Origin of the sequence: Actibacterium sp. EMB200-NS6, from assembly GCF_001305615.1 — a bacterium.
GTDB lineage: Bacteria > Pseudomonadota > Alphaproteobacteria > Rhodobacterales > Rhodobacteraceae > Actibacterium_A > Actibacterium_A naphthalenivorans.
Genome location: NZ_CP010872.1, coordinates 12,356 through 35,966, shown reverse-complemented (window position 1 = coordinate 35,966; position 23,611 = coordinate 12,356). Strand labels below are relative to the sequence as shown.

Here is a 23,611-nt window from a genome sequence, read left to right as displayed (position 1 = left end):
TGCCAGCTTTGATTGGGCTGAAAACGGCATTCTCATACCTTCCATACCGCTCTGGCGCGCCAATCCGCCGGAAAGCCCATGCTCGCAGGATCAGCCAACGGGCAGCCGTCGATTAGCGAAACAAGGCGCTGTTTCCATTCATTGCCCGGTGCGATCAGGGCCAAAAGGTAATCGAGCATCACCAGAGTGTTGTGCAGATAGCGCGGATCGGCATCCCGCATCGCAACGGGCAGCTTGGCGGGGTATTTCGGAACAGTCATCTTCACTGTGAAGCGCTTGTTCCACAGCCTGCCATGGTGGGCGCATATGTTGCGCACGTGGCTGATATGGTGGGCGAAAGACGTGACGACCCTTTCGTCCAGTGCGAAGGGGGCTGCAATGGCGTTTCTATCGCCGCGCAACTTCAGATCGCTGTAGAATTTCGAAAGTAGACCGAACGACATGACCTCTGCCGCCATCCAGACCGGCGGCAGCTTCGGCGAGGTGTATTTGTCGCGATAGTGAGTAGCGAAGGTGTCGCGCGAGCGGCTGAATTCCTTGTTCAACTCGGCAACGGCAGAGGCATGACGCCCGATGTGGGCATAGTTGCCCTGTTCGAGATAGCCATGGGGCCCATAGGTCATCGCCATGTGATGTGCCCATTGCGCGCGCAGGGCTACTTCGACCCGTTCGATAGCGTCCAGGACCAAGAGCCGCAATTCACGGTCGAAGATGTAGAGTGTCAGCACATCCTCGAAGGTTGTCCCGTCACGAAAGGCGTGATCGCCGTTGTTCGCGGCGGGCACCTCGAAGGGAAGCCAGTAGGCCCGCAGCCTGTAGTAGGAGATGAAGCTGAGGTAGTGCTGTGCCTGGGCTTCGTCCCCCACAATCATGCCGCGACGTTTGAGGAGTTCGATCTGATCTGGCACAGAAACGGCGGGTTTTTCAAACTTCATGCGGCACCCCCGTGCCGTGAAAGCGATACCCTGAAAACAAGTAACCCGCCGGGGTGCGCAGTGCGAAACCGAGGTTCCGTCCGAGGCGTGGCGGGTCTTGTTGAGACATTAGATAGGGCAGGAATCCTACCAAAGCAATAAGAAACCGACCGGTCCGCGCCAAAAGTCATGCTGCCGCCCTCACGTCAATCTTCCCGGTCACGGCGGCAGTGATCAGCGCCGAACGCTTCTCGCGAAGGAGGTCGATGCTGCGCTCGGTCAGGGTGATAAGGCTCCTGATCCGCTCAAGCTCAACATCTATCCGGTCTGCGATGCGCCGCTGTTCCTCGATCGGCGGCATGAACACGGGAAGCCCCAAGAACTTCTCAGCCTCCATGCGCCATTGATCGGTCCGGATACCGTTTGAAATCAGACGGTAGACCCACGGCATGGGCTGCGCGCGCAGATAGTGGTGCATGTATCTGGGGTCATGTTCGCCGATGGGGCGCATTACAACATAGTCGGGGCTGGTGATGCCCCTCATTTGGGCGATGCCCATCGACCCCTGCCACGCCTTCATCTTGTTGATGACGAGGTTGTTCGGTTTGACCAGTTGATATTTGGTAAGGTCTTCGGGGGTCTTGTTAATATTGTCGTCCCGGGACGACTTCTCGATCACCCCGAACTCACGGTAGACCGAAAGAACGGTCAGGGTTTCATATCCCTGCCGCTTCTCCTGCCGGAAATGGTCCTTCATCCGGCCCCGGACCCAATGCGCAGGTACCCGCCCGCGCCAATCGACCCCACTGTCGATGGTGAGCGTGTTTCGGTCAAGCCCGCGCCGAACGAAGCGCGATATCGCCGCCTTCTCCTTCTCCTTCAGCAGCGCGATGAACCGGGTCTTCTTCTCGATCAAGCCGTCAATCAGACCGGTTTCGCGGTCCAGGAAGCGAGCGATGGCGGTTTGTGTTTCGATAGGAGGGGTTGGCACCTTTATGGAACCAACGAACCCCCACTCAGCCCTTGGCATCTTCGCGCCGGTTGTCGACCCATTTACTCGATCAATGAAGCCCGGCTCGAGAAGCTGATAAGCAGCAAATCGCGGCTCAATGTGGTCTTGAGGTCGAAGCGCCCAAAGATCGCCCACGGCTTCCCCCGCGTTTTCAGCAAGATAAACCTTCGCGAGATAAGGGCGCAGCTTCCCAAAAAGAATGTCGCCTCGTCTGAAATCAACGCCATCCCCGTCAAAGACGGACTCCGTTTCAATAGCGCGCCCCGTCCAGCTCTCGATATTCTCCAAAGCCACGACCTTCCCGCCCTTCTTGGATTTTTCAGAGAGGCGACGAAGATTGTGCTTCAGGGGGATATGCTTCCAGCCGATGGGTAAAGCAGTCCCGGAAATCACTTGCATCTCTGTCATGCAGTGACCTCCGCCAGCACCGCCGCGATTTCCGCCTCGACCGCCTTCAGCTCGGCGTCGATCTCGTCCAGATCGCGGGGCGGCTGGTATTCATAGAAGTAGCGGTTGAAGTTGATCTCGTACCCCACGACGCCCACCTGCCCGTCGTATTCATCGCGGAAATCCTCGTCCACATAGGCGTCGGGCGCATGGGGCAGCACCTCCTGCGCCATATAGTCCCGGATGTCGGTGCCGAGGGGGATGTTCTCGAAATCCGTCAGGTCGTCGTCGGGGATGACCTCACCCTTCTTGTCGAGGATCGGTTCGAGGTCTGGGTCCCACACGCCGAAGGATTTCTGGAACGCCTTGATCAGAGCGGCGTTCACGCGGCCCAGCCCCGGGTCACGCTTGGCCGCGTTCTTGACCCAGGCCTCGAACCGGTGCCAGCCATGCGCCTCGCCCATGTCCGCCTCGAAGAGCGTGGTCCAGGCGGTCTGCACTTCGCGCGAGAGCTTGCCCCATGCGGTTTCATCCGCCAGCGCGGCCAACCCTTCGGGCGAGATCACGACCTTCTTGCGCAGCGGGCGCAGGACCTTGACCCGGCGATAGCCGAAGTCGCGGGCGTCGAAGATCCGGCTTTCCTTCGTCTGGACGAAGTCGGAATACATCTGGACGATCTGGCGGATCTGGTCATCCCCGACCCGGCGACGCTTGTTCCCCTCGCTCTTGCGCATGGGCTCGAACAGCGCAGTCGCGTCGATCAGCTGAACCTGCCCCTTCCGGTGGGCCGGTTTGTTGTTCGACAGGAGCCAGATGTAGGTGCCGATCCCGGTCCGGAAGAAGATCTCGGTCGGAAGTGCGATAATCGCCTCGACCACGTCCTCCTCCAGCAGGTAGCGCCGGATTTCGGATTCCCCTTGCCCCGCGTTCCCGTTGAAGAGGGGCGAGCCGGACAAGACGATAGCCGCCCGCCCGCCGCCGCGCTCCGGCGCCTCCAGCTTGCTGAGGAGGTGGAGGAGGAACAGCATCGACCCGTCGCTAACCCGCGGCAGCTTGGGGCCGAACCGGCCCTCGAACCCCTTTTCCTGATGTTCCCGAACCACGGCGGCCTGATCCATCTCCCACTTCTTGCCGAAGGGCGGATTCGAGACGCAGTAATGGAACCGTTCGTTCGCCAGCTTGTCGTCGGACAGGGTGCTGCCCAGCTTGATGTTCTTCGACAGGTCTCGGCCGGGATCGGACTCGACGGTCTTGAGGAGCATCGAGGCGAGGCAGACCGCGTGGGTCTCCGGCTCCAGTTCCTGCCCGTAGGGAACGATGACCGGGGCGACCGAGTACCGGTCGCGCAGGGCGTTCACATGCTCCATGCCGTCCGACAGGAAGCCGCCAGTGCCGCAGGTGGGGTCATAAAGGGTCCGGATCAGGCCGGGGTTGTCGATGAACATCTGGTCGTCCGGGTCGAGCAGCAGCTCGATGGCCAGATGAACGACGTCGCGCGGGGTCATGAAGTCTTCGGCCGCCTCGTTCACCTCGGCGCCGAAGCGCCGGATCAGGTGTTCGTAGACGTTCGACATGATCCGTTCCGGAACTGCGTCGGGGTGGAGGTCGATGGCGGCGAAGTTCTGGCAGATCTTGTAGAGGACCCCGGCTTTGTCCATCCGGGCCAGCGTGTTTGCGAAATCGAACTGTTCGAAGATGACGCGCGCGTTGTCAGAGAAAGATGCGATGTAATCCTCAAGGTTCTGACGGGTCCGGGTCGCGCCGAGGCTGCGCAGGTCGTAGTTCGAGGTGTTGTAGAACGGGTACCCGGTCTGGGTCCGCAGGATCACGCCCAGGTCGATCGGGCTGTCCTTCATGGTCTTGACGGTTTCGCGCACCTGGTCCCGGGTCGGTTCCAGCACGCATTCCAGGCGGCGCAGCAGGGTGAAGGGCAGGATTACCTTACCGAAATCGACGTGCTTGAAGTTCCCCCAAAGGTCGTCCGCGTTCTTCCAGATGAAATCGGCGAGAGAGGTGTTCGTCGTCAGGGTGTTCATCTATGCGCCTTCACTGCTATTCGTTTTCGTCTCAAGGTGCTGTTCCAATAATCGTGCTGCCAAACGGAAGCCGTCGACCTGACTCATCCGGTGCCGGACACAGAGCTCCTTGAAGGCCCACCGCTCATCCTCGGTGATCTTCAAATTTAGGTTCGAAAGTTTCGCGGCATCATCACCCATTGGGCATCTCCTCGCGGATAATGACTTATCTTCCATTCTTCCATTAAAGAATTCAATCACATTTGCTTGGACGGCCCCTTTTCAACCTGATCCACAGTTGGCAAGCGGATGCTTTAAGGGGACTTCAGATCCAGTGCCTTGTTCAGCTCGATCTGTGTTCTTTCGGGTTTCGCCGACAGCTGCGATGTCGTTGTTTCTGAGAGTATTAGCCAGTACCTCGTATGGCGTCGCTCACCGGTCCGGCTGAGCGCACCCTTCTCGACCAGGTCCTGCAGATCGCGGGTTGCGGTCGCGCGTGAAGTTCCGGTGATCTTGAGATAGTTGTCGGCGCTGAGGCCGCCTTTGAACCCGCCGGGGCCTTCCCGAAACATGCGAGCGATGGCCTTGGCCTGGCGTTCGTTCAAGTGGTCTCTGTGCCGATCGTAGAAGTGTGCCTTGCTGATGAAGAAGCCTACGCGGTCGAGTGTTACCTGTTGGGCCTTCAAGACAACTTCTGCGAACCAGACGAGCCAATCGGTCACGTCGAGCGTTTTTTGATGCTGCTCGAGCTGATCGTAGTATCCCTTGCGCTCCTTCTCGATGGTGAAGGCGAGCGAGATGAGGGTCGGCTGGCCAATGTTCTGCGCCAGCGACTTTTCAGCGAGGGCGCGACCCAAGCGACCGTTGCCGTCTTCGAATGGGTGGACGCTCTCGAAATAGAGGTGGCTTAGCCCTGCGCGCGTCAGCGCTGGAAGCGGCTCTGCTCCCCCCGGCCCGGTCTTGTTGTACCAATCCGCGTATCGCTCCATCTCAGGCATGACCCGCTCTGAGGGCGGCGCTTCGAAATGGATCGTGGGCCGGTCAAGGCGGCCGGAAACGATTTGCATCGCCTCGGCGTGTTGTCGGTAGGCCCCGATGGTTTCCAACCGACGGTCATGGGACAGGAGCATTCGATGCCAGCGGTACAGCGTCTCATGGGTCAGCGGCTCTGCAAAACTGGAATAGACGTCGACCATCATTTCCGCGACGCCCTGTTCGCGCGGTTTGGCAGGGTAGCTGTCCGGATCGAGGCCCAGATGGCGGCGCAACGAAGACTGGACACTGAGCCGGTCGAGGATTTCACCCTCGATGGCGCTCGTCTGCATTGCTTCCTCGCTGAGCAGTTCGATGCGAAGTTGCTCGCGCTCCGGCTGGCTGACATGATGGACCGCGCCGAGGATTTCTCCGGACGACAGCAGGAACGTCTGCTCAAACGGCTCCAGCGCGGAGGCGTCATACCGGAAATCCGGCCAATCTGGCAGCGTCCAGTTCCAAGCCATGAGTTATAGATGCCCTTTCTATAACTCACATTTAGATCGCATGTGAGGCATAGAAGTCAACTCTATCGCTCAAAGGACCTGCGGGACGGGATGACCCACAAACCAATGCGATGCCTTGAGCTAGGCCTTTTCAAGGTGCGTCAGATCTTGTTGACGCGGTTTGGGGGTCTTCGGATCGACTGGGTTCTGTTCCGTCGCTTGAATGAATGGTTCATAGCGAACGTCCGCCATGGCGCCGTCGAACCAGGCAGGCTGCACGTCGCCATTGTTCCATTGGTACAGGTAGCCAACCAGATTTTCAGATGTCTTGCAGAGGATGCGCATGATCGGTTCGCCAGTCAGGCGGGGCTTCGTATTCATAATGCGTTCCTCCTAAATGGACCTCGCAACTCGTCACTACTGAGGTCTGAAATTCCTGTTAGCTGGTGTTAGGACTAGGTTTCTGCAACTGCAAGATGAACCGTTCCGGGTGGGCGAAAATCCACCGGCGAAATGCAAGTTATCTTTTCAGATGGGTACCTTACGGTGCGTGCGGTTCATGCGGCGATGCAGCGCGATCCGCAATTTCGTCCAAGATTTTGTCGATCTCGCCCCATATGCGTGGTTCCACCTGACCGCGGATCAGAGCCCATTTACTCAAGACGTCGAGGGGGTCGTGGTCCCGGAGGAGGACACCCAGGCTGGCTGCATCTACTGCCAGAGATGTCCGGGCCTGCCACTGCGTGTTTCGAGTGCGCCGCTCCTCCGCGACTGGCGCGAAGACCGGCGACAGTTGCCAGCCTTTGACTGCACGGCGCAGGGCGGCACGCACCACATGTGCTGGCTCAACACCACAAGTTTCTAGCGCAGCTTCCTGTCGTTCGAGTGCGTTGACCCTGATGTCGATCTTCCGGGTCGGGCTCAATGCGCGCGCGGATACGGGAGCTCTCAGGCTGGTATGCGGGTCAGAGCTTTCCGCGGTGACTTGGTGCGGCGCCACGGCACCTTCCGGCACAAGCTCTGACCCGTGCCGATCCGCGTTAACGTCAGTGGCTGGGGTGCCTGTCTTTGTTGCTGTGACCTGTGCCTCATCTTCCTTCCCGGGAATCTCGCGGTCACCCTGTTGCAGGGTGGCGGCGTAGGCTGGGTCGGGCCTAGTGATGGTCGGGATCTTCTTGCGCAATCGACTGTCCTCACGCAGCAAGAATATTGTTGAGGATGTCCGTCGCCTCCTCGAGCGCCTCGACGACATGACGAACATGTGGACGCATCAGAGGGTTTGGATCAGATTGCTTTTCCAGCGCCAAGGCGTGGAGAAGCCCCTTCTGATCCATCTCCTTGTAAGTGTTTCGTCGCATCATGACGGTCTCAATCACCGGAAAACGGGTGAGCGCTTCTTCAATCAGGGCGGCGTCAGCACGGGTCGTTTTCGGGTCGACCATGTTGAGGACGACGTGGTGGCGCGGAAGGCTGGAGGGGTCGTCAACACGGGATTTCAGCTTCTCAAACCAATCAGAAGTCTGCGCTCCGACATCGAAATCAGATGTCGACAGCATGACGGGCGTCACAATGTGGTCCGCAAGCACCGCGATGCCGTCTGACCATTCGGCACCGACCCCCGCGGTATCGATGAAGATGAAGTCTGCTGTGCCTGCCATGTAGACCTGATCGATCTGACCCTCGACACCCGCCACGCTTTCGACGGTGGCCGAGCAGAGAAGCGGCGAACTCAGCCCACCGGCTTCCGCCCGGGCATGCCAGGCACCGAGTACTCTCGTGCTGTCCGTGTCGATCAACATCACTCTGCGTCCGGCGGCGATCGCGGCGCTGATCAAGGCGCGCGAAAGCGTCGTTTTTCCACTGCCCCCTTTCCGGGCCATCGCTGCGATCACCACAAGATTTTCGTTCGGCATTCTGACTCTCCGCAAAAATAGTGAATCGCAACGATAATGCTAAAGTGTCGCTAAACGCATGAGGCGGAGGGGTCAAGCAGAAGTCGGGAGGCGAACGGCGTTTGGCATGCAGCGGGTGGCGTTATGCGATGACCGTGCGACGTTTGCCGTGGCGCCGTCAGCATTCGTCGCGGGGCACCACACACCCTCCAAATGTCGGGATGCGCTTGGCGATGTGCCGCGGACGGAATGCAGGAGACGGATAGCGCGCTCCAGACGACGGGAGGCAGTCTCGCGTATGTCGTTCTGCGGGTGACGCGAGACGGTCAGCACGCAGCAAAACCCGTCTTGCGGGGTGCAAGAGACGGGGCGCAAAAGACGCGATGCGCGATGCGGAGACCGCATCGCGTGGTGCAATGAGCGCGACGCGCGATCCATTTGACAAAGGACGGGAAATCGCCCCTGCGGGGCGATTTTCTACATTGAGTACAAGCCCTTATGGCCGACTCCACTTGCGTTGGGAGTCGGCGGGCTTGTACGAAGTTGGCAAGAAATAGGAACGTTAACTTCAAAATGCCCCGCCGCCGCAGACTGTCAGTGATCGAACGATCGACCATCTCCCAAGAGCGCCGGAACGGCGTCTCCGCGGTGTCGTTGGCAGCCCGCTACGATGTCAGCCTGAAGACGATCTACAACGTGGTGAACCACTGGGATGAGCGTCAGACAGCGAACGGCAGCCGATCGCGGGTTGTGGGGATCCGGGTCTCGGACGACGACCTGCGCCGGTTCGACGCGGCGCTGTCGCGGCGCGGGATTGCGCACCGCTCGGATGCCATGCGCCGCCTGATGCTGGCGGCCGAAGGTGTTTTCCTGCCCGACGACGAGATGTGTGACGAGTTGCGCAACCTCGGCGCCGCGCTCAACCGGGTCGGCAACAACGTGAACCAGATCGCGCGACGTCTGAACGAGGCCAAGGTGCGGGGCGAGAGACTGTCCTACCCGGCCTCAAGTCACCGTGACGTCCGCGCCCTTGCGGGTCTGGTCTTCGATCTGGCCGACCAGGTCCAGGAGATGTCGCGTGCGCGGCGCAGCGTGCTGGACCTTGAGATCAGCTCTGCCCTGGCGGGCCTCGCCGAGAGGAATGAGAATGGCGCGGAGTGACCGGGTCCGTGGCATCGACCCGGCGCTATTTGACCGCGGCTGGAGCCGAGTTTCGGGATCCTGGCAGGGGCTTTCCAGGGGCGCGCAGATGGTTCGGGCCGCGCGCGGCTATTCGCCAGCGATCTTCAAGGCTATCTCGAAAGGGGGCTGTCACACCGGGGCGCAGCTACGGGCTCAGCTCACATATCTCACAACAAAGTCGACCCATATCCTCGACAGTCGCGGCACCCATGACGGGAAGAAGCAGCTCTCGGAAGCCGAGATCAACCGAGTGGCGCGGCGGTTCGAGAACCAGTGGAACGAGCGCTACAGCCCCAAGCTTGGCCATACGTCGCATCTGCTGATGGCATTCCCGGTTGGGACCAGGGGTGAAGAGGTGCGCGATATCACCCAGGCGGTCTGCGAGAAGTTCTTTCAAGGTGAGGGGTCGCAATTCGACTATATTGCTGCAATACACCAAGATCGCGCGCATCCACATGCGCATATTGTTCTGAACCGCCGCAGCAAGGATGGCGAAATGTTCTTTCTCGGGAAGGATCATCACTTCAACTACGACGCCTTTCGCGAGGCGATGGTCGAGGCGGCCCGGGTTCATGGGATCCGCCTTGAGGCGACGCGTCGTCTGGATCGCGGCGTCACGACCTACCGCGCCGAGATCGATGAAATCTACAAGGCTCGCGACGAAGGTCGTCCCCCAGTTGAGCGCCAGAGAACCGGCGCGGACCTGGGGGCCGCTCTGGAAACCGTCAGGCACAAGGCGTTGATCTACCGTGGGCTCGCGGCGGAGGCGTCACGTTCGAATTTCGACGACGTGGCCGAAGCGCTCGAGCGGGCCAGCACCATCCTTGCCAGTGGCGGTCAGATGCAAGCTGACGGAGCCATCTACATGTCCCAAGACGAAGCAGCGTTCGACACGCTGATCACCGAGTTTTCTCAGAACATTCGCCAGATCGAGGCGGCGATCGACAGGGCGCCGGCGGCCGAGAGGCCGGTGATCGAGCGCAAGCTGACCGACGTTCTGGCCTCGGTCGCGCATTTGAACCCGCTCGGGGATCGCTCCGCCGCCCTGGTCGATGCTCCGTCCCGGGACGGCATCTATGCAAGGCCAAACGCCAGTGAAGATCACCTCGCGCGTCTTGACGATGGAGAGGTGGCACCAAAGCTGGCCGAAGCGTTGCAAGGCACGGGCATCGATGCCGAGGCTGTGGCCGCGCGCCTGCGGGAGGGGGCAGGCAATGCCGCATTGGAGCGCCAGTGGCTGGCACAGGATCTGCAGGGGATTGCCAAAGCAAGCGACCTCGATCTGGAGAAATCTGCGGACCGGGAAGACGCGCTCGACCGGCTGGAAGCCGTGCATGTTCGGCTGGGCGATGTTTTGACCGATGTACGCGTCCTGCGCGCGCCAACCGAGGTCGACGAGGTGGATGACGCTGAGGCAGCGCTTGGTGAACGGTTGACGACACCTGGGAGTGATCTCGCGCAAGATGGGTCCGACATCTTTGCCCCATCGGAGCGGCAGGCGTTCAGAGCGCTGGTGGCGCAGTTCCGCCGGACGGATTTCGATCATCCGTTCTTCGACGACCCGTCCGTCCGGCGGGCAGGTGCCGTGGAGGTTGAAGAGGCCCGCGCCGCGTTCGACGTCTACGCGCAGAAATCGCCGCAACATGCCGAACTGGCCTCAATGGCCTGGGAACAGATCACCGACAGTCGAATGCCGCCGCAATATGCGGTATCCGAGCAGGACCGCACGCTTCATGCTGGCGACATGGACCTCGCCTTGCGGGATCCTTCGGATCATCTCGGTCCGATTGCCGAAGAGCTCCGCACCCTCGCCCGCTATCGCACGGAGATGCCGGATGATGAATTCGGGAAGGCCGTCCAGGACGAAATCAATCACCTTCGTTCGCTAGGCGCGTCGCGTGCCTATATCAGCGAGCGCAGTTTCGAGATCGAGGACCAGGCGCGACAAGACTACGCCGAGCGCCGGTATCTGGAAGAGACAGCGCCAACCGTCATGGCCTTTGTGCGAAACGCCGACGTCGAGGGCCCGCTCTCCGAGTCAGAGCAGCAGGACATCGTCCGGCAGATAAACGAGCGACTAAGCCACGACGCAATCGACGCGCTGCGGGCCGGTAACGCGGACGTCCTGGACACATTCACCGAGGATCCGCTGCGCCAGCTGGAACTCGCCAAGACCTATCTCCAGAGCAGCGAGGTCACTGCGCACGGCCCGGCGATGGAGCGCGTTCTCGATGCATTGGCGGAAGAACAGATAGAGGCGCAGCGCGCACGCCACGCTGCGGCAGATGGCGAGAAGGGGATCACCCATGGATAAAGGCAAGATTGCCTTAGGAGTGTTGAGCCTCGTGCTGGTCGGTCTCGCCATGGGCTATGTCGTGGCGACCGGCTTTGTCATGTTCCGCTATGGGCTTTCTCCCACCCGTTTCGACGTCACCCTGCTTGCCCGCGAATATCGGGGTCTGTCTCAGTCTGCACCGAAAGACTTCCTCTGGGTGAACCTCATCCTTGGCAGCTTCGGCCTGGCATCGCTGATGCTGAGCGTCACGCTTCTGGGGGATGCATTGACCCGCTTCGGGACGACGCATTGGCAGACCCGCAGCGAGATGAACAGGAACGGTTTCTTTGCCAAGCCCGACGGTGGCTTCCTTCTGGGCAAGCTCGGCTCCCCGAAATCCAAGCGCCCGTTCCTAGTCTCAAAAACCTTCCCCCACGCGCTGATCGTGGCGCCTACAGGCCGGGGCAAGGGCGTGGGGTTCGTGATCCCGAACCTGCTGACCTACAAGGGCTCCGCCGTGGTGCTCGACGTGAAAGGCGAGAACTTCCGCGAGACCTCGCGCTTCCGCGCCAGCAGGCCCCATCGGAAGGTTTCTTCGTAGAACCACGCTAAGGAAGAACGAAGCCTGAACATGGCTTACAGCGTGGCATTTCTGATCGCCTTGTAAGCTGTTGATCTGCCTATGCCGAGGTGTTTTGCGGCTTGAGCGACGGATTTACCTGCGCCGACGAGATCTTGGAGGGCTGAGATTGTCTCGGGTTGCAATGGCGGGCGCCCAGGGATGCGGCCATGCTTTCGAGCGTTGATCAGGCCGTCTTTGGTGCGCTCAGAGATCAGGCGGCGCTCGAAATGCGCAATGGCCCCGAAGACATGGAACACGAGCTCTCCGGCGGCGGAAGTCGTATCGATCCGCTCCTCGAGGCTGATCAGATTGATCTCTCTGGCTTTGAGGCCGTCGACGGTTTCCAAGAGTTCCTTGAGCGAGCGCCCCAACCGATCGAGGCGAATGACGGCGAGGGTGTCGTTGGGTCTGGCCTGATCAAGCAAGGCTGTCAAACCGGGCCGGTTGAACGTTTTGCCGGAGATCACGTCTTCGAACACGCGAATAGCGCCGTGTTGTAGCAGCCGATCTTTCTGTCCGGACAAATCTTGGTCGACGGTCGAGACCCTTGCGTATCCGAGGATGTCGCCAGTGCGTGGCATGGTGTCTCCAAAATGGCCGTTTTAGGCCCTGATCGCAGGTGGTTACCCTAATCCCGGATTTGTGCAGGATATCTGTCTTTTTAACAGTCTCTATAATATTGGGCGTCTTCAAACTTGCAACAACGTTTTGAGGACGCCTTATGGCCCGTAGACTTCTTTCCTCCCGCGCGTATGCGGACCTCTTCGGGGTGCCGACAGATTCTGAAGCCTTGATCCGTCACTATCTGCTGAGCGGAGATGACATTGATCTGATCCGTACTCGCCGCCGCGCCGAAAACCACCTTGGCTTTGCGGTGCATATTTGTCTGCTGCGCTACCCTGGTTTGGGGTGGAGCGAAGGCATCATGCCGCCAGATGAACTGATCGCCTGGCTTGCAGAGCAACTTCAGATCGATGCTTGTTCTCTCGGTGAATATGCCGTCAGGCGAAATACGCGGCATGAACACCATGCCCTCGCGATGCGCCATTTGGGTCTGTCCCCTTTCGGATCTGAACATGTGCAGCAGGCGGAGGATATCGCCACGAGGGCGGCCTTTGCGACGGATCATGGCGTGAAGATTGTCGAGACGCTGATTGCGGACCTGCGCAAGCACCGTTTGGCGCTGCCGAGCGTGGACACGCTTGAGCGCCTCGCCTTGAAGGGCCGGGCGCGCGCGCGAAGGGAGGCTGCCGCGGCGCTGTTTGATGCCCTCTCACTGGAGCAGCGTGACCATTTGCAGGCGCTCTTGGTGAATGACCCGTCCGTAGGGCAAACGCGGCTCACGTGGTTGCGCGGCTTTCCGCACTCGACCAGCCCGGCCAGCATGGCCGCGCTTCTGGACCGTTTGAAATATCTGCGATCATTGAATCTGCCGCCAGATCTTGGCCAGGGTCTGCACCCGGACCGGCTGCTCAAGTTCGCGCGCGAGGGTGCTGTAGCGCCCGTGAGCTTGCTGAACGACTTTGGCGAGCGGCGGCGGATCGCAACACTCGCGGCGCAGATGGCGGATTTATCCGTCACGATCACCGATGCGACCATCGCCATGTTCGAGCGACTGACCGGCCAGCTCTTCTCAAGATCCCGCAACCATCAGGAGGAGGTTTGGCGTATGGGGAAGACTCGGGTTGGCAAGCTGATGCAGCTCTTCGGCGCATCCATTGATGCCATGGCCCGCGCACAAGACCTGGGGCAAGACCCCTTTGCTGCGCTGGATGCGGATGTCGGATGGGATACGCTCCTGGGCAAGCGTGACGAAATTGCCAGCTTCGGAGAGCTGGCAACCAGTGACCCGCTTTCTCTGGCGGCCGAGCGCTATGCGTATATGCGCAAGTTCGCCCCTGCCTTTCTGGAGGCCTTCCAATTCAATGCGACCGATGCGGGGGATGATCTCAAGGACGCCATCGCCTTGCTGCGGGATCAGAACCGCACCGGCAAACGCAAGTTGCCCGATGATCTGCCCATGCCGTTTGCCGCCAAGCATTGGCCGTCGCTGATCGTCCAAGGCGGTCAGCCACAACGGCGCGTGTATGAAACCGCTATTGTGTCCACCTTACGAGACCGCCTGCGAGCCGGGGATGTCTGGGTCGACGGCAGTCGTGAGTATCGCCGGTTCGACAGCTACCTGATGCCCCGGGACACGGCTGAAACTGTCATGCGGGATGCAGGTTTCGAGACCGATCCGGACGCGTGGCTGGCTGATCGCCGGAGCATGTTGGCGAAACGTCTTGACCAAGTGGACCGCGCCTTGAAACGCAATGCTCTTATCGGCGTCCGTATCGAGCGTGGGCGGCTGAAAATCACACCACATGATGCGGTGACACCTCCTGCTGCGGTGCGTTTGGAACGGGCCATCGACGCCGTGATGCCGCGTATCCGCATCACAGAGCTGCTTTGGGAGGTGAATGCGCAGACCGGGTTCCTTGATGCCTTCACTGACCTGCGGTCTGGCAAGCAGCACGATGAACCCGCTGCAGTTCTGGCCACGATCTTGGCTGGAGCCACCAATCTCGGCTTGGAGCGGATGGCCCACGCCTCATCGCGTGTCAGCCATGCGCAACTGACCTGGGCGCAGACATGGTACCTTCGGCCCGAGACATTCGCGGATGCCTTGGGCCGCATTGTCGATGCCCATCATGGTCTGCCCTTCGCGCGACACTGGGGCGCGGCTGAGCACAGCTCATCAGATGGCCAGTTCTTCTCTGCCAATCGTGGCAGCGGACTCATCAATGCCAAGTACGGGCCTGACCCCGGCCTGAAAATCTACTCTTTCCTGTCGGGCCAGTACGGATCGTTCCATTCCAGCGTTATCGGCGCGACGGCGGGCGAAGCGCCCTTTGTGCTCGACGGTCTTCTGGGCAATCCGGCCAGTTTTGACCCCCTCGTTCACTACACAGATACCGGCGGCGTGTCGGACCACGTCTTTGCCCTGTTCCATCTGTTGGGGATGACGTTTGCCCCGCGCTTGCGCGACTTTCCCGACCGGCGGTTGGCGTGCTTCGGTGGCGCGAAGGCGTGGCCTACCCTGTCGCCTCTGATCGGGAAGCCTATCAATGAAGAGGTGACCCGGCAGCATTGGGGCGACGTCATGCGACTCGCGGCCAGCATCCGCGACAAGTCTCTGAAACCGTCTGAAATCCTGCGAAAGCTTGGGGCGTACCGCCAGCAAAACAGGCTGTATCTTGCCCTCGGTGAAATCGGTCGGATCGAACGCACACTCTTCATGCTTGACTGGATCGAGAACGCCGATCTGCGCATGGAATGCCACGCAGGCCTCAACAAGGGCGAAGCGCGGCACTCGCTGGCCAGGGCCGTCTTTGCCCACTCACAAGGGCGCATTCATGATCGTTCTGACGCGGCTCAACAGAAACGGGCCATGGCGCTCAACCTCGTCATCGCCGCCATCACGTTCTGGAACACGATCTACATGGACAAAGCGGCCAGCCACCTCGCACAGGCCAGCCCGCTCTACGACGCCAAGCTGCTTCCGCATACCTCGCCGCTCGGGTGGGAGCACGTCATCCTATCCGGCGACTTCGATTGGCATTCTGGGACCGCTGACCGCAAAATTGCGCGGCCGCTGAACATCAGACCAGCCAGAGACTGGGAAACGTGAAGATGTTCTCTGAAAGTTCCCCCTTAGCGTGGTTCTACGAAGAAACCTTCCGATGGGGCCAGCATGGGGGACAAGGTTTTCCGCTTCGCGCCGACCGACTGGGACCGACCAACACATCGCTATAATCCGCTGGCGCGCATTGCTGCCATGACCAACCCCGACCGGCAGCAGATGGAGCTTAAACTCACCGCGAAGCTCTTCCTGCAGACCGACAACGAAAAGCTGAGCGGCCTTCTCGCAGGCGGTATCGACTTGTTCGTGGCGGCCGGTCTTCTGGCCTTCGAGCGCGGCGTGCCGACCATCGGCGAGATCTACCGCATCACCGCCTCGGGGGGCGACAAGCAGAAGGAATATCTGAAGCGTTCGCAGGAGGTGAAGAACACCTCGGCCAAACTGATCTTCGAGCGTATGGCCTCGACCAACAACGACACCCTCACCTCCTACCTCTCGCTTCTCATGACATCGGGTCTCGACACCTGGGACAACCGCGCGATCGACGCGGCCACCGCGACCTCTGACTTTTCCTTCCGGGATATCCGCCGTCGCCCACATGCGATCTATCTTGCGGTCGAATCCGAGATGATCCGCCCGCTTGCCCCGCTGATCCGCCTCTTCTTCTCGGACCTGATCGCCTCGCTGCAAGCACAGGAACCCGGCGATGACGAGCCCTGGCCGGTGATGATCATGCTCGACGAGTTTGACCGGCTCGGGAAAATGCCAATCGTCGCCGAAAGCATAAAGACGCTGCGCTCCTTCGGCGGCAACCTCGCCATCGTGACCCAGACGATCCCGGCGCTGGACGAGATCTATGGTGAGAACACCCGCAGGTCGCTTCAGGGCGGCGCCGGCGTGAAGCTCTACCTCACCCCGTCCGAGCAGAAGACCATCGAGGAGCTGAGCCAGGCTGTCGGCAAGACCACCAAGCGGGTGGTGACCCGCTCCCGCGCTGTTGGACGCAACCCATTCGAAGGGCGCAGCGTCTCGGAGAGGACAGAAGATACCCCGCTCCTGACCGAGGATGAGGCCCGACGCATGGACCTCGACGAGGTCATCCTCGTGATCGACGCGCAGATGCCGATCCGGGCAAGAAGGGTGAAGTATTTCGAGGACCCAGTGTTGAAGGTTCTGCACGCCGGTCAATCGGGGAGTTTCCCGTATCCGGACGAGGACGGCCTGCGGCGGGATCGGCAGATGACCGAGACCCGCGAGACGGTGGAGAGGCTGAAGCAGGAACTGCAAGAGATGCGGGCGGCAAATGTCGCGCGGGACGTCGGCGCGAATGCGCCGAGCGCAAAGACGACTAATCCAGGGAGTTCAGGGAAAGCCCGCAGCCGAGCGGCTCGGGCTGCTGCGACAGGTGGTGGCCAGGGTCAGCTGTCACTTGATGTCGAGGGATTGGGGATCAGGGGTGCTAACCGGGCGGCGCTGGAATCCGCCGTTCAAACGACTAGGACGATAATTGCGGAGCATGGATGAGTTTCTCAACTGCGGACCTTCGCTCAAGGCGCGGCGAATAACGGCTCCGAGCCCAGACTCACCGATGCTGCGGGGCGCGCGAATGTCGGCTTTCGTCCGGCGCGTCGCACCATGATGGAGTTAGTCAGCTTCCACCAAGTCACTCCGGGCATCGCGGATGATCATCCACGACGAATGCAGGAAAAGCCCCGCGATCGCGAACGCGACGATCAGGTCGGGCCATGCACTGCCAAGCCACGCGACCAGCCCGGCGGCGATGACCACGGCGAGGTTGCCGATGGCGTCGTTGCGAGAGAACAGCCAGACGGCTCGCATATTGGCATCACCCTTGCGGTGCTTTAGCAGCGGCAGCACCGCGAGGATGTTTACGATCAGCGCACCTACCGCGAAGGCTCCCATCAACCCGGCTTCTGGCGTGGTCTGGTTGAGGACACGCCAGAGCGTGCTGCCGACAACGCCAAGGCCCAGAAGGCCCAGAAACACGCCTTGGATCATCGCCGACCGCGCCCGCCATGTCAGGCTCCAGCCGATGGCGAGCAGGCCCAGAAACGTGATCGCACCATCGCCCAGAAAATCGAGCGCGTCTGCCTTCAGCGCCTGCGAACCGGACAGGAACCCGCCGAACATTTCGACCACGCCGTATCCGAGATTGAGCGCGACCACGATCCAGAGCGCGCGGCGATAGCTCGGGTCCTTGTAGGCCGGATCGGACGATGTATCGCCGTCCTCGATCTTCTCGAAACCGTAGCCGGTCGCGTCGAGCGCGGGCCGCACTTTCGGCAGATCGCCGTCCGCGATCCGCAATGTCATGATGTGGGTGGCGGCGGACACTTTCACGTCGCCTTCGGCCACGCCCGCAGACCGGGCCGCGCGCTCGATCTCGGCGGCATCTTTCGCGCAGTCCATGCCTTGCACCCGCATTCGGATCGGGGAGGAGGCTGTCGCCAACTTGCTGTTATCGGGCTGGCTCATGTGCGATCCTTTTTGTGGTGGCGGGCGAAAAGGTACGCTGCTAACGTATCAGTGGATAATGATATGACAGCGCAAAACATTCAAGACGATCTTTCGGCACCCGATACACTGGAACTGCGGGCAAAGCTCTTCCGGGGCCTAAGCGATCCCAGCCGTCTGACGATCCTCGATGCGCTGGTGTCGGACGAACGCAACGTGCAGGAAATCGTCGGGCATACGGGTTTGGGTCAGCCCAACGTCTCGAACCATCTGCGCTGTCTGCTGGAATGCGGGCTGGTCAGTCGCCGCAGCAAAGGCCGTTTCGTTCGGTATCGTCTGGCGGACAGGCGGGTCGCCGATCTCATCCGTGATGCAGATCAGCTACTTGCCTCGACAGCCAACGGAGTTGATGCCTGCCAAAGCTATACGGACTAACCGGCGCGACCTGCTGCAATGTCCTATCGGTGCGCCAAACCTGAAGCAGCCATCTGCGCATCCGCAGCGAATGCACCCTTTGTCCGCATTGTGAGCTTTGCCGAAGGCCTTGGCGAACGTCAGCTCATCGACGTCTATCCTCTCAGCCGTTTTGCCCGTTCCGCCATCCTGACTAGCTGCGCGCTGGCGGTCACTGTAGCGGTCCGTACGACTGCAGGTGCCTGCACCGCACCCCGCCCGATCGCTTCGCCTGTCGGGAGCGCCCCGATCTGCGCCCTGCCCTTTACGCCGTCGGTATTGAGGATCCCTCGCATGATCCCGATCGATCCAGCGGCAACAGCAGGCGTCGCCGCCACCATCAGGTTCCCCGATATCCCTCGCACGATCAGGGGTGTTGCTGCCACAAATCCCTTGGCCAGGAACACCATGACGAAGAACGGCACCAGCGATCCGATGTTGGTTGCCGAGTTCGGATCACCGAGCTGGGCTAGCAGCGAATTCGCCATGCCGACGACGGTAGAGAACATTGCTGCGATTACGATGGGGTAGAAGGCATAGCTGACTGTCGTCGAGACCCATCTGTGGAAGAAATCTTTGGTCGCGTCGAAGAGCGACAATGCAATCATGATCGGAGCAAGGCCGAGCATGAGGGTCAGCATCATCTTGGCGAATATGAGGACGATGCCGGTCATGAAGCCAAGGAAGCTCAAAAGAATAAGCCCGATTCCGCCTAGGATCGCGCCCGTCATCCAGTTCAGGTTGCTGCCGATGGCATTCAGGTACTGGCTGAATTTTTCGATCAGGATGTCGAATTCGCCGGCAAAGTGTGTGGCTCCGGCTCCTCCGCCGCCAACCGAAGACACCAGTGCGCCAGCGACGTAGTCCAAGCCTCCAATGACTGCGTTTGCTACTGCATTGAAGTTTGCCCAATTGAAGGCGAACAGACCGATAAGGGTCAGCTTGATCAGGTACCAGAAGAAGCTGGCCCCATCCATGCTGCGGAACTGGAATGCCATGTTGATGCAGACGCCGATTAGCGAAAGCGTGACCATCAGCAGGACGATCGTGCCGGTATTGCTTGCCACGGCCCCGAACTGGGACTCAGCCGCATCGACAAGGAACGCGTCTGCCGTTCCGACCATCCAGCTGACGACGCCCATTACCAGTTGCCTTGAGCTTCGCAGATTGTACGCACGCTCGGCTCGAGTTGCTTCCTTACTTCAATCCAGTCGCGGCGAAACGCTGAATGCTCGGCTTGGCTAAGGCCTGCATACCTTTCATGATATTCGCCATCGGAGCTATCCCAAGCGGGAAAGCGGGTTTCACAGCTGCAGTCGCCAGATTCTGCAATCTCCTCCCAGGCACGAATTTCGTACAACTCCATCAAAGCTGCTGCCTTGTAAGCTTCACGCGGATTGATTTCGTCCATCCAGGTCGGGCGCGCCGGACGTTCGTTGCAGATCCGGTATTGTTGCGGCGACATATTGACTGTGAGATCGTTTGAGACCTGCGGCGAAGTCTGCGCCACAAGAGGGCCCGCCAAGGCGGCAAGCATGAGTGCGAGAATTAGTTTTCGCATCTGGGGGGTTCCTTTTTTACTCAGCGGCAACGGAGGGGCTCTTGTTGCCTCTGCCGTCGACCGTGTCGAGGTTCAAATCTGTGGTTTGACCCGGGAGGAAGAACTCGGTGATTCCGCGCGCGCCTTCATGGCGGCCTGCCTGAATGATCACGTCGATCGAGCCTTCGATGTAATCGATCATGTCGGCGTAGTTCATCGGCACATCCGTTTTCAGGGCGGCGATGGCGAGGCGGCGAACAGCAAGTTGTGGGGTCTCGGCATGCAGCGTGGTCAGCGATCCACCGTGGCCGGTGTTGATTGCCTCGAGAAACGTCATCGCCTCGCGCCCGCGGACTTCGCCTAGGACGATCCGGTCAGGTCGCATGCGAAGCGTTGAGGCCAAGAGCACATCGGCACTGCGGGCATCCGTGTCCCGGGCCGCGATCAACGTCACGACATTGGGCTGCTCGGGGCGCAGCTCGGCCGCCTCCTCGATGGTGATGATCCGCTCTTCGGGCGGGATCAGCGAAAGGATCTTGCGCGCCGCGACCGTCTTGCCGGTCGATGTACCGCCCGAGACGATCATGTTGAGCTTGTTCTCGACGCAAAACCGCAGCGCGGCGTCGATGTCGCCGGACCTCACCACATCGCGCAGCGCTGCGTTCCGTTCCCGGCGCAGACCCTCAAGGCTGCGTTCCTTGCCGAAAAGGAAACCGAGTTTGATCTTCTCAAGCGGCAGGGAGGAGAAGAACCGCAGCGATATGGAAAACCCGCCCTCGACTGCCGGCGGCTGGATCACCTGCGCGCGGATCGGGCGATCTCGATATAGGATCGAGACCGAGACGATAGGCTTCTTGGTGCTGAGCGTGGTCGAGGCGGCGGAGGCGATCTGGTTGCCGAGGTCCTTGATCTCAGTCTGGCTCAGCGGGCTGCCGAGACCTCGCATGAAGTGATCGCCTTGGAATTCGCCCCAGACTTGTCCGTCGGGATTGATGCAGATCTCGATCGTGTCGTCGCGCAGGACCTCGGGGCCGAAACGGTCGAGCGACGCTTCCAGATAACTTGCAGCCATGTCAGAAAATCTCGAGGTCACGATCAACCATGACCGTGATCCGGGTGCCCTGATCGACATGTATCACTGGCCGGATCGCCAGATAGTCCTGCATCACGCTCTGGGTGCTGTCGCGCAGGTCCGTGCCGACATCGCTCGCGACATCGGCCGCCGCCTCGCTGTCGATCTGACCCGCTGCAGCCGCAGGCAGGGCGCCGATCAAGGAGATCAGCGCGGCGGAGCCGAAGCGTTGCGCGAAACGGGTGTCGACAAACCCGGTGGTGCCAGTACGGCCAAGTTCGTCTCCACCGAAGGCGCTAACCTGCACGGTCTGATTATCGGGCAAGATGATCCGGTCCCATGCCACCATGACGCGCGATTGGGCGAGTGCGACATCGGAGCGGTAGCGCCCGATCAGCCGCGCGCCGCGCGGGATCAGGATACGCGTTCCATCGAAAGAATGGACGTCTTCCGAGACGATGGCGCGGATCGCGCCGGGCAGTGTGCTGTCGAGGGCCGTCTCTGTCACAGCCTGAATCATGGTGCCCTGAACAACCGTGTTCGATGGGTTCGCGATCACTTCGGCACGTGTCACCTGTGCAGGTTGCGCGCCCGAACGAACAAAGGCTTCATCTGCATTCAGTCGCGCGGCTTCCAGCGTATTCTCCCTATCCGCACCCGCGCCCATCCCGGAGAAGGCGATCATAGGAGACGCGATACGCTCTGCGCGGGCCTCGGCTTCGGCTGCGCGCCGCCTTTCTAGTTCGGCCAACCGCAATTCTTCTTCACTTGGTCCCAATGAGGTCGGCTCTGGTGGTGCAAGCCGTGCAAGTTCCAAGTCCATGCGGAGCTGATCCAATTCGCGATCCCGCTCGGTCAGTTGCCGCTCGAGGGCACGCTGAGCCTCGGCGGATGCTTCCTGTAAGGTGGCAATTTGCGCCGTCAGGTCCGCAATAGCCTGCTCCGCCCCGCTATCCGCGGCCTCGGCCGGTCTTGCGCGCAGTTCCTCGAGTTCCGCTCTCAATGTCGCAAGACTTTCTATCAGCGCGAGTTCTGACTCGCTCGGACCTGTGTCCGCAGGCGGGGCTTGGCTGGGCTCCGGGGCAGAAATCGGCGCCAGATCTCCGAATCCGGGGCCGCTGCTCTGGAACTCTTCCGGCGCGGCGGTCGCCATTGGTGTTTCTGCCGACGGCTGTAGGGCAGCCCACGCCAGACCACCTGCTGCCGCAATGCCGACGACACCAAGGATCGCGGCAAGCGGCGCAGGCCGCTTGTTGGCCTTCGCTTTGCCTGTCGAGCCTTCGAGAGCCGCGAGGCGCGCGGCGAGGTCTTCCGTACCTTCGGTCATGATGTGGCCTGCCCTGCGTCCTGGACGCAAACCACATCTTCGCCAAGGCGAAGGACCCATTGTCGGTTGACGCCGGACACGCGGATGACGCCGTCACTTGAGGTGTGGCTGTTCACCGCGCGTTCCCTCCCGTTCGAATATCGGAAGATGGCGGGCACCGGTGCATTCCGTGCGAACCGGAAATACGTGAAGGTACCATCATCCCAGATGGCCGTCGGCGTGAACTCTTCTCGGGCGCTGACCGCATAGTTCGCGTTCGGCGCATCGGCCGCAACCGCCCTGGTGGGTTGCACGCGGTTTTCAGGATAGCGGAACTGCACGACATAATGCGGCGTCTCCCGGGCTTCGACGACATGGAAGTAGTAGGAGCGGCGGTTGGTGTAGACGGTGATGTTGGTGGCGACGCCAGATGCTGTCGGCTTGATGGCGAAGGCACGGCCACCCGGGACACCGTCGAATTGAAACCCGACCGTATCGCCGGCGATGATCGAGCGGATGGTTTCACCCTCACCGAATTCGACTGTGGTGACGCGGGTCAGAGTCGTGACGACACGGTAAACCTGACCTTCAGTCCAGGTCGCGACGCGCACGCGATTGTCATGAGAACCTGGGCGGGGCGTCGTTTCGGCCAAGGCAGTCGTTCCCGCGAACGCGAGAAATCCGGCAGCAAACAGCGTAGTGATTGCAGTGCGGGTCATTCGGAACGGTCCGATCGGATGGCATATTGGGTGACGGTGAAACCGAAAGGGTTTTGCCAGACATCGTCGATCGCGCGGGTCCGCTCGGGCCGGAATTCGAACATCAACGTGGCAGTGAACGATCCATCCTGTACCCCTTGCGGGCTTGTCAGGCGCTTTCTGAGCCGCACCTGGGCGCGGTTATCGCCAATAAGGGTGATCGATGCGATCTCAACGGCCATCTCGGCCGCAGCCCCGTAACGCGTCGGCGGATAGCTCTCCTGCCCCGATGTCCACATCGCGCGCATGCTGGCCTCGGCCGACCCGGAAGACTGTGCCAGGACACGGCGGACACGAAGATCGTTGTCGAGCTGGTTGTAGGTTTCGCGGTCCAGAATGTAGCGGTAGACTTGCGCTTCGATCACGGCAGGCCGTTCGGCGAGCGACACGGTTTCAACCGTGGCATTGGGGAGCGCCATCCCGGTCGCGGGATCGTATGGCACAACCACGGGAGGCGGCGTTTCGACCATCAGCGCGACAGCCGCAGCCGTCAAACAGCCGAATACGCCAAAGCCCGCCCCGGAAAGGCCGATCACTCGCCAAAGCTGTTCACGGCGCAGGGCACCGTAAACAAGTTCCTCTTCCACGAGTTCGCGCGCAGTCAT

21 protein-coding genes and 1 pseudogene are annotated in these 23,611 nt (G+C 60.8%); 6 read left to right on the top strand and 16 right to left on the bottom strand.

Annotation, left to right across the window (positions count from 1 at the left end; all coding sequences use genetic code 11):
* Positions 1 to 32 precede the first annotated feature (32 nt).
* From TQ29_RS19580 to TQ29_RS19545, 8 genes are all read right to left on the bottom strand, one after another.
* Positions 33 to 935 carry an Abi family protein gene (locus TQ29_RS19580; protein ID WP_054540774.1) on the bottom strand — a complete coding sequence of 301 codons (903 nt, stop codon included), beginning with the start codon at positions 933 to 935 and terminating at the stop codon, positions 33 to 35.
* 166 nt (positions 936 to 1,101) lie between these two features.
* A complete protein-coding gene (locus tag TQ29_RS19575) occupies positions 1,102 to 2,334 on the bottom strand; it encodes a restriction endonuclease subunit S (RefSeq protein ID WP_235974535.1) in 1,233 nt (410 codons plus the stop codon).
* Positions 2,331 to 4,349, bottom strand: coding sequence for a class I SAM-dependent DNA methyltransferase (locus TQ29_RS19570; RefSeq protein ID WP_054540773.1), 2,019 nt, complete (start codon positions 4,347 to 4,349; stop codon positions 2,331 to 2,333). Before TQ29_RS19570 ends, TQ29_RS19575 begins: the two co-directional genes overlap by 4 nt.
* Positions 4,350 to 4,529, bottom strand: coding sequence for a hypothetical protein (locus TQ29_RS19565; RefSeq protein WP_018001757.1), 180 nt, complete (start codon positions 4,527 to 4,529; stop codon positions 4,350 to 4,352). It lies immediately after the preceding gene.
* Positions 4,530 to 4,642: 113 nt separating this feature from the next.
* Positions 4,643 to 5,827 carry a Fic family protein gene (locus TQ29_RS19560; protein ID WP_054540772.1) on the bottom strand — a complete coding sequence of 395 codons (1,185 nt, stop codon included), beginning with the start codon at positions 5,825 to 5,827 and terminating at the stop codon, positions 4,643 to 4,645.
* 120 nt (positions 5,828 to 5,947) lie between these two features.
* Positions 5,948 to 6,187: a hypothetical protein gene (locus tag TQ29_RS19555; protein WP_054540771.1), complete on the bottom strand. Its 240-nt coding sequence runs from the start codon at positions 6,185 to 6,187 to the stop codon at positions 5,948 to 5,950.
* 160 nt (positions 6,188 to 6,347) lie between these two features.
* Positions 6,348 to 6,989, bottom strand: coding sequence for a hypothetical protein (locus TQ29_RS19550; protein ID WP_054540770.1), 642 nt, complete (start codon positions 6,987 to 6,989; stop codon positions 6,348 to 6,350).
* Between the two features lie 10 nt (positions 6,990 to 6,999).
* Positions 7,000 to 7,719 (bottom strand): ParA family protein, encoded by a 720-nt coding sequence (locus tag TQ29_RS19545; RefSeq protein WP_054540769.1) that lies wholly within the window; start codon positions 7,717 to 7,719, stop codon positions 7,000 to 7,002.
* A 576-nt stretch (positions 7,720 to 8,295) separates the two neighbouring features.
* On the opposite strand from TQ29_RS19545, the gene mobC reads away from it, so the two are divergent.
* From mobC to TQ29_RS19530, 3 genes are read left to right on the top strand one after another with little or no spacing between them, the layout of a single operon-like run.
* Positions 8,296 to 8,859: a plasmid mobilization relaxosome protein MobC gene (gene mobC / locus TQ29_RS19540; RefSeq protein WP_007803319.1), complete on the top strand. Its 564-nt coding sequence runs from the start codon at positions 8,296 to 8,298 to the stop codon at positions 8,857 to 8,859.
* Positions 8,846 to 11,194: a relaxase/mobilization nuclease domain-containing protein gene (locus tag TQ29_RS19535; RefSeq protein ID WP_007803321.1), complete on the top strand. Its 2,349-nt coding sequence runs from the start codon at positions 8,846 to 8,848 to the stop codon at positions 11,192 to 11,194. The genes mobC and TQ29_RS19535 overlap by 14 nt, the downstream gene beginning before the upstream one ends.
* Positions 11,187 to 11,756, top strand: coding sequence for a type IV secretory system conjugative DNA transfer family protein (locus TQ29_RS19530; RefSeq protein ID WP_235974534.1), 570 nt, complete (start codon positions 11,187 to 11,189; stop codon positions 11,754 to 11,756). The genes TQ29_RS19535 and TQ29_RS19530 overlap by 8 nt, the downstream gene beginning before the upstream one ends.
* Before the next feature lie 35 nt (positions 11,757 to 11,791).
* Here TQ29_RS19530 and TQ29_RS19525 read toward each other — a convergent pair whose 3' ends face one another.
* Positions 11,792 to 12,358, bottom strand: a complete 567-nt coding sequence (locus TQ29_RS19525; protein WP_054540570.1) for a recombinase family protein — start codon at positions 12,356 to 12,358, stop codon at positions 11,792 to 11,794.
* Between the two features lie 140 nt (positions 12,359 to 12,498).
* Here TQ29_RS19525 and TQ29_RS19520 point away from each other — a divergent pair, with 140 nt between their 5' ends.
* Both TQ29_RS19520 and TQ29_RS19515 read left to right on the top strand, forming a co-directional pair.
* On the top strand, positions 12,499 to 15,450 hold the full coding sequence (locus TQ29_RS19520) for a Tn3 family transposase (RefSeq protein WP_054540571.1): 2,952 nt from the start codon (positions 12,499 to 12,501) through the stop codon (positions 15,448 to 15,450).
* Between the two features lie 57 nt (positions 15,451 to 15,507).
* Positions 15,508 to 16,926, top strand: a pseudogene (locus TQ29_RS19515) (type IV secretory system conjugative DNA transfer family protein); the annotation flags it as partial.
* Between the two features lie 120 nt (positions 16,927 to 17,046).
* Here TQ29_RS19515 and TQ29_RS19510 read toward each other — a convergent pair.
* Positions 17,047 to 17,898, bottom strand: a complete 852-nt coding sequence (locus TQ29_RS19510) for a cation diffusion facilitator family transporter (protein WP_007803328.1) — start codon at positions 17,896 to 17,898, stop codon at positions 17,047 to 17,049.
* A gap of 63 nt (positions 17,899 to 17,961) precedes the next feature.
* Here TQ29_RS19510 and TQ29_RS19505 point away from each other — a divergent pair, with 63 nt between their 5' ends.
* Positions 17,962 to 18,312, top strand: coding sequence for a helix-turn-helix transcriptional regulator (locus tag TQ29_RS19505; protein WP_007803330.1), 351 nt, complete (start codon positions 17,962 to 17,964; stop codon positions 18,310 to 18,312).
* A gap of 134 nt (positions 18,313 to 18,446) precedes the next feature.
* Here the strand turns inward: TQ29_RS19505 and TQ29_RS19500 are convergent, their stop codons facing one another.
* From TQ29_RS19500 to TQ29_RS19475, 6 genes are read right to left on the bottom strand one after another with little or no spacing between them, the layout of a single operon-like run.
* Positions 18,447 to 19,472, bottom strand: coding sequence for a type IV secretion system protein (locus tag TQ29_RS19500; protein ID WP_054540767.1), 1,026 nt, complete (start codon positions 19,470 to 19,472; stop codon positions 18,447 to 18,449).
* Complete coding sequence (locus TQ29_RS19495) at positions 19,472 to 19,891, bottom strand: hypothetical protein (protein WP_054540766.1); 420 nt, start codon at positions 19,889 to 19,891, stop codon at positions 19,472 to 19,474. Before TQ29_RS19495 ends, TQ29_RS19500 begins: the two co-directional genes overlap by 1 nt.
* Before the next feature lie 16 nt (positions 19,892 to 19,907).
* On the bottom strand, positions 19,908 to 20,942 hold the full coding sequence (locus TQ29_RS19490; RefSeq protein ID WP_054540765.1) for an ATPase, T2SS/T4P/T4SS family: 1,035 nt from the start codon (positions 20,940 to 20,942) through the stop codon (positions 19,908 to 19,910).
* A gap of 1 nt (position 20,943) precedes the next feature.
* A complete protein-coding gene (locus tag TQ29_RS19485; protein ID WP_054540764.1) occupies positions 20,944 to 22,269 on the bottom strand; it encodes a TrbI/VirB10 family protein in 1,326 nt (441 codons plus the stop codon).
* Complete coding sequence (locus tag TQ29_RS19480; RefSeq protein WP_157445680.1) at positions 22,266 to 22,967, bottom strand: TrbG/VirB9 family P-type conjugative transfer protein; 702 nt, start codon at positions 22,965 to 22,967, stop codon at positions 22,266 to 22,268. The genes TQ29_RS19485 and TQ29_RS19480 overlap by 4 nt, the downstream gene beginning before the upstream one ends.
* Positions 22,964 to 23,611: a virB8 family protein gene (locus TQ29_RS19475; RefSeq protein ID WP_054540833.1), complete on the bottom strand. Its 648-nt coding sequence runs from the start codon at positions 23,609 to 23,611 to the stop codon at positions 22,964 to 22,966. The genes TQ29_RS19480 and TQ29_RS19475 overlap by 4 nt, the downstream gene beginning before the upstream one ends.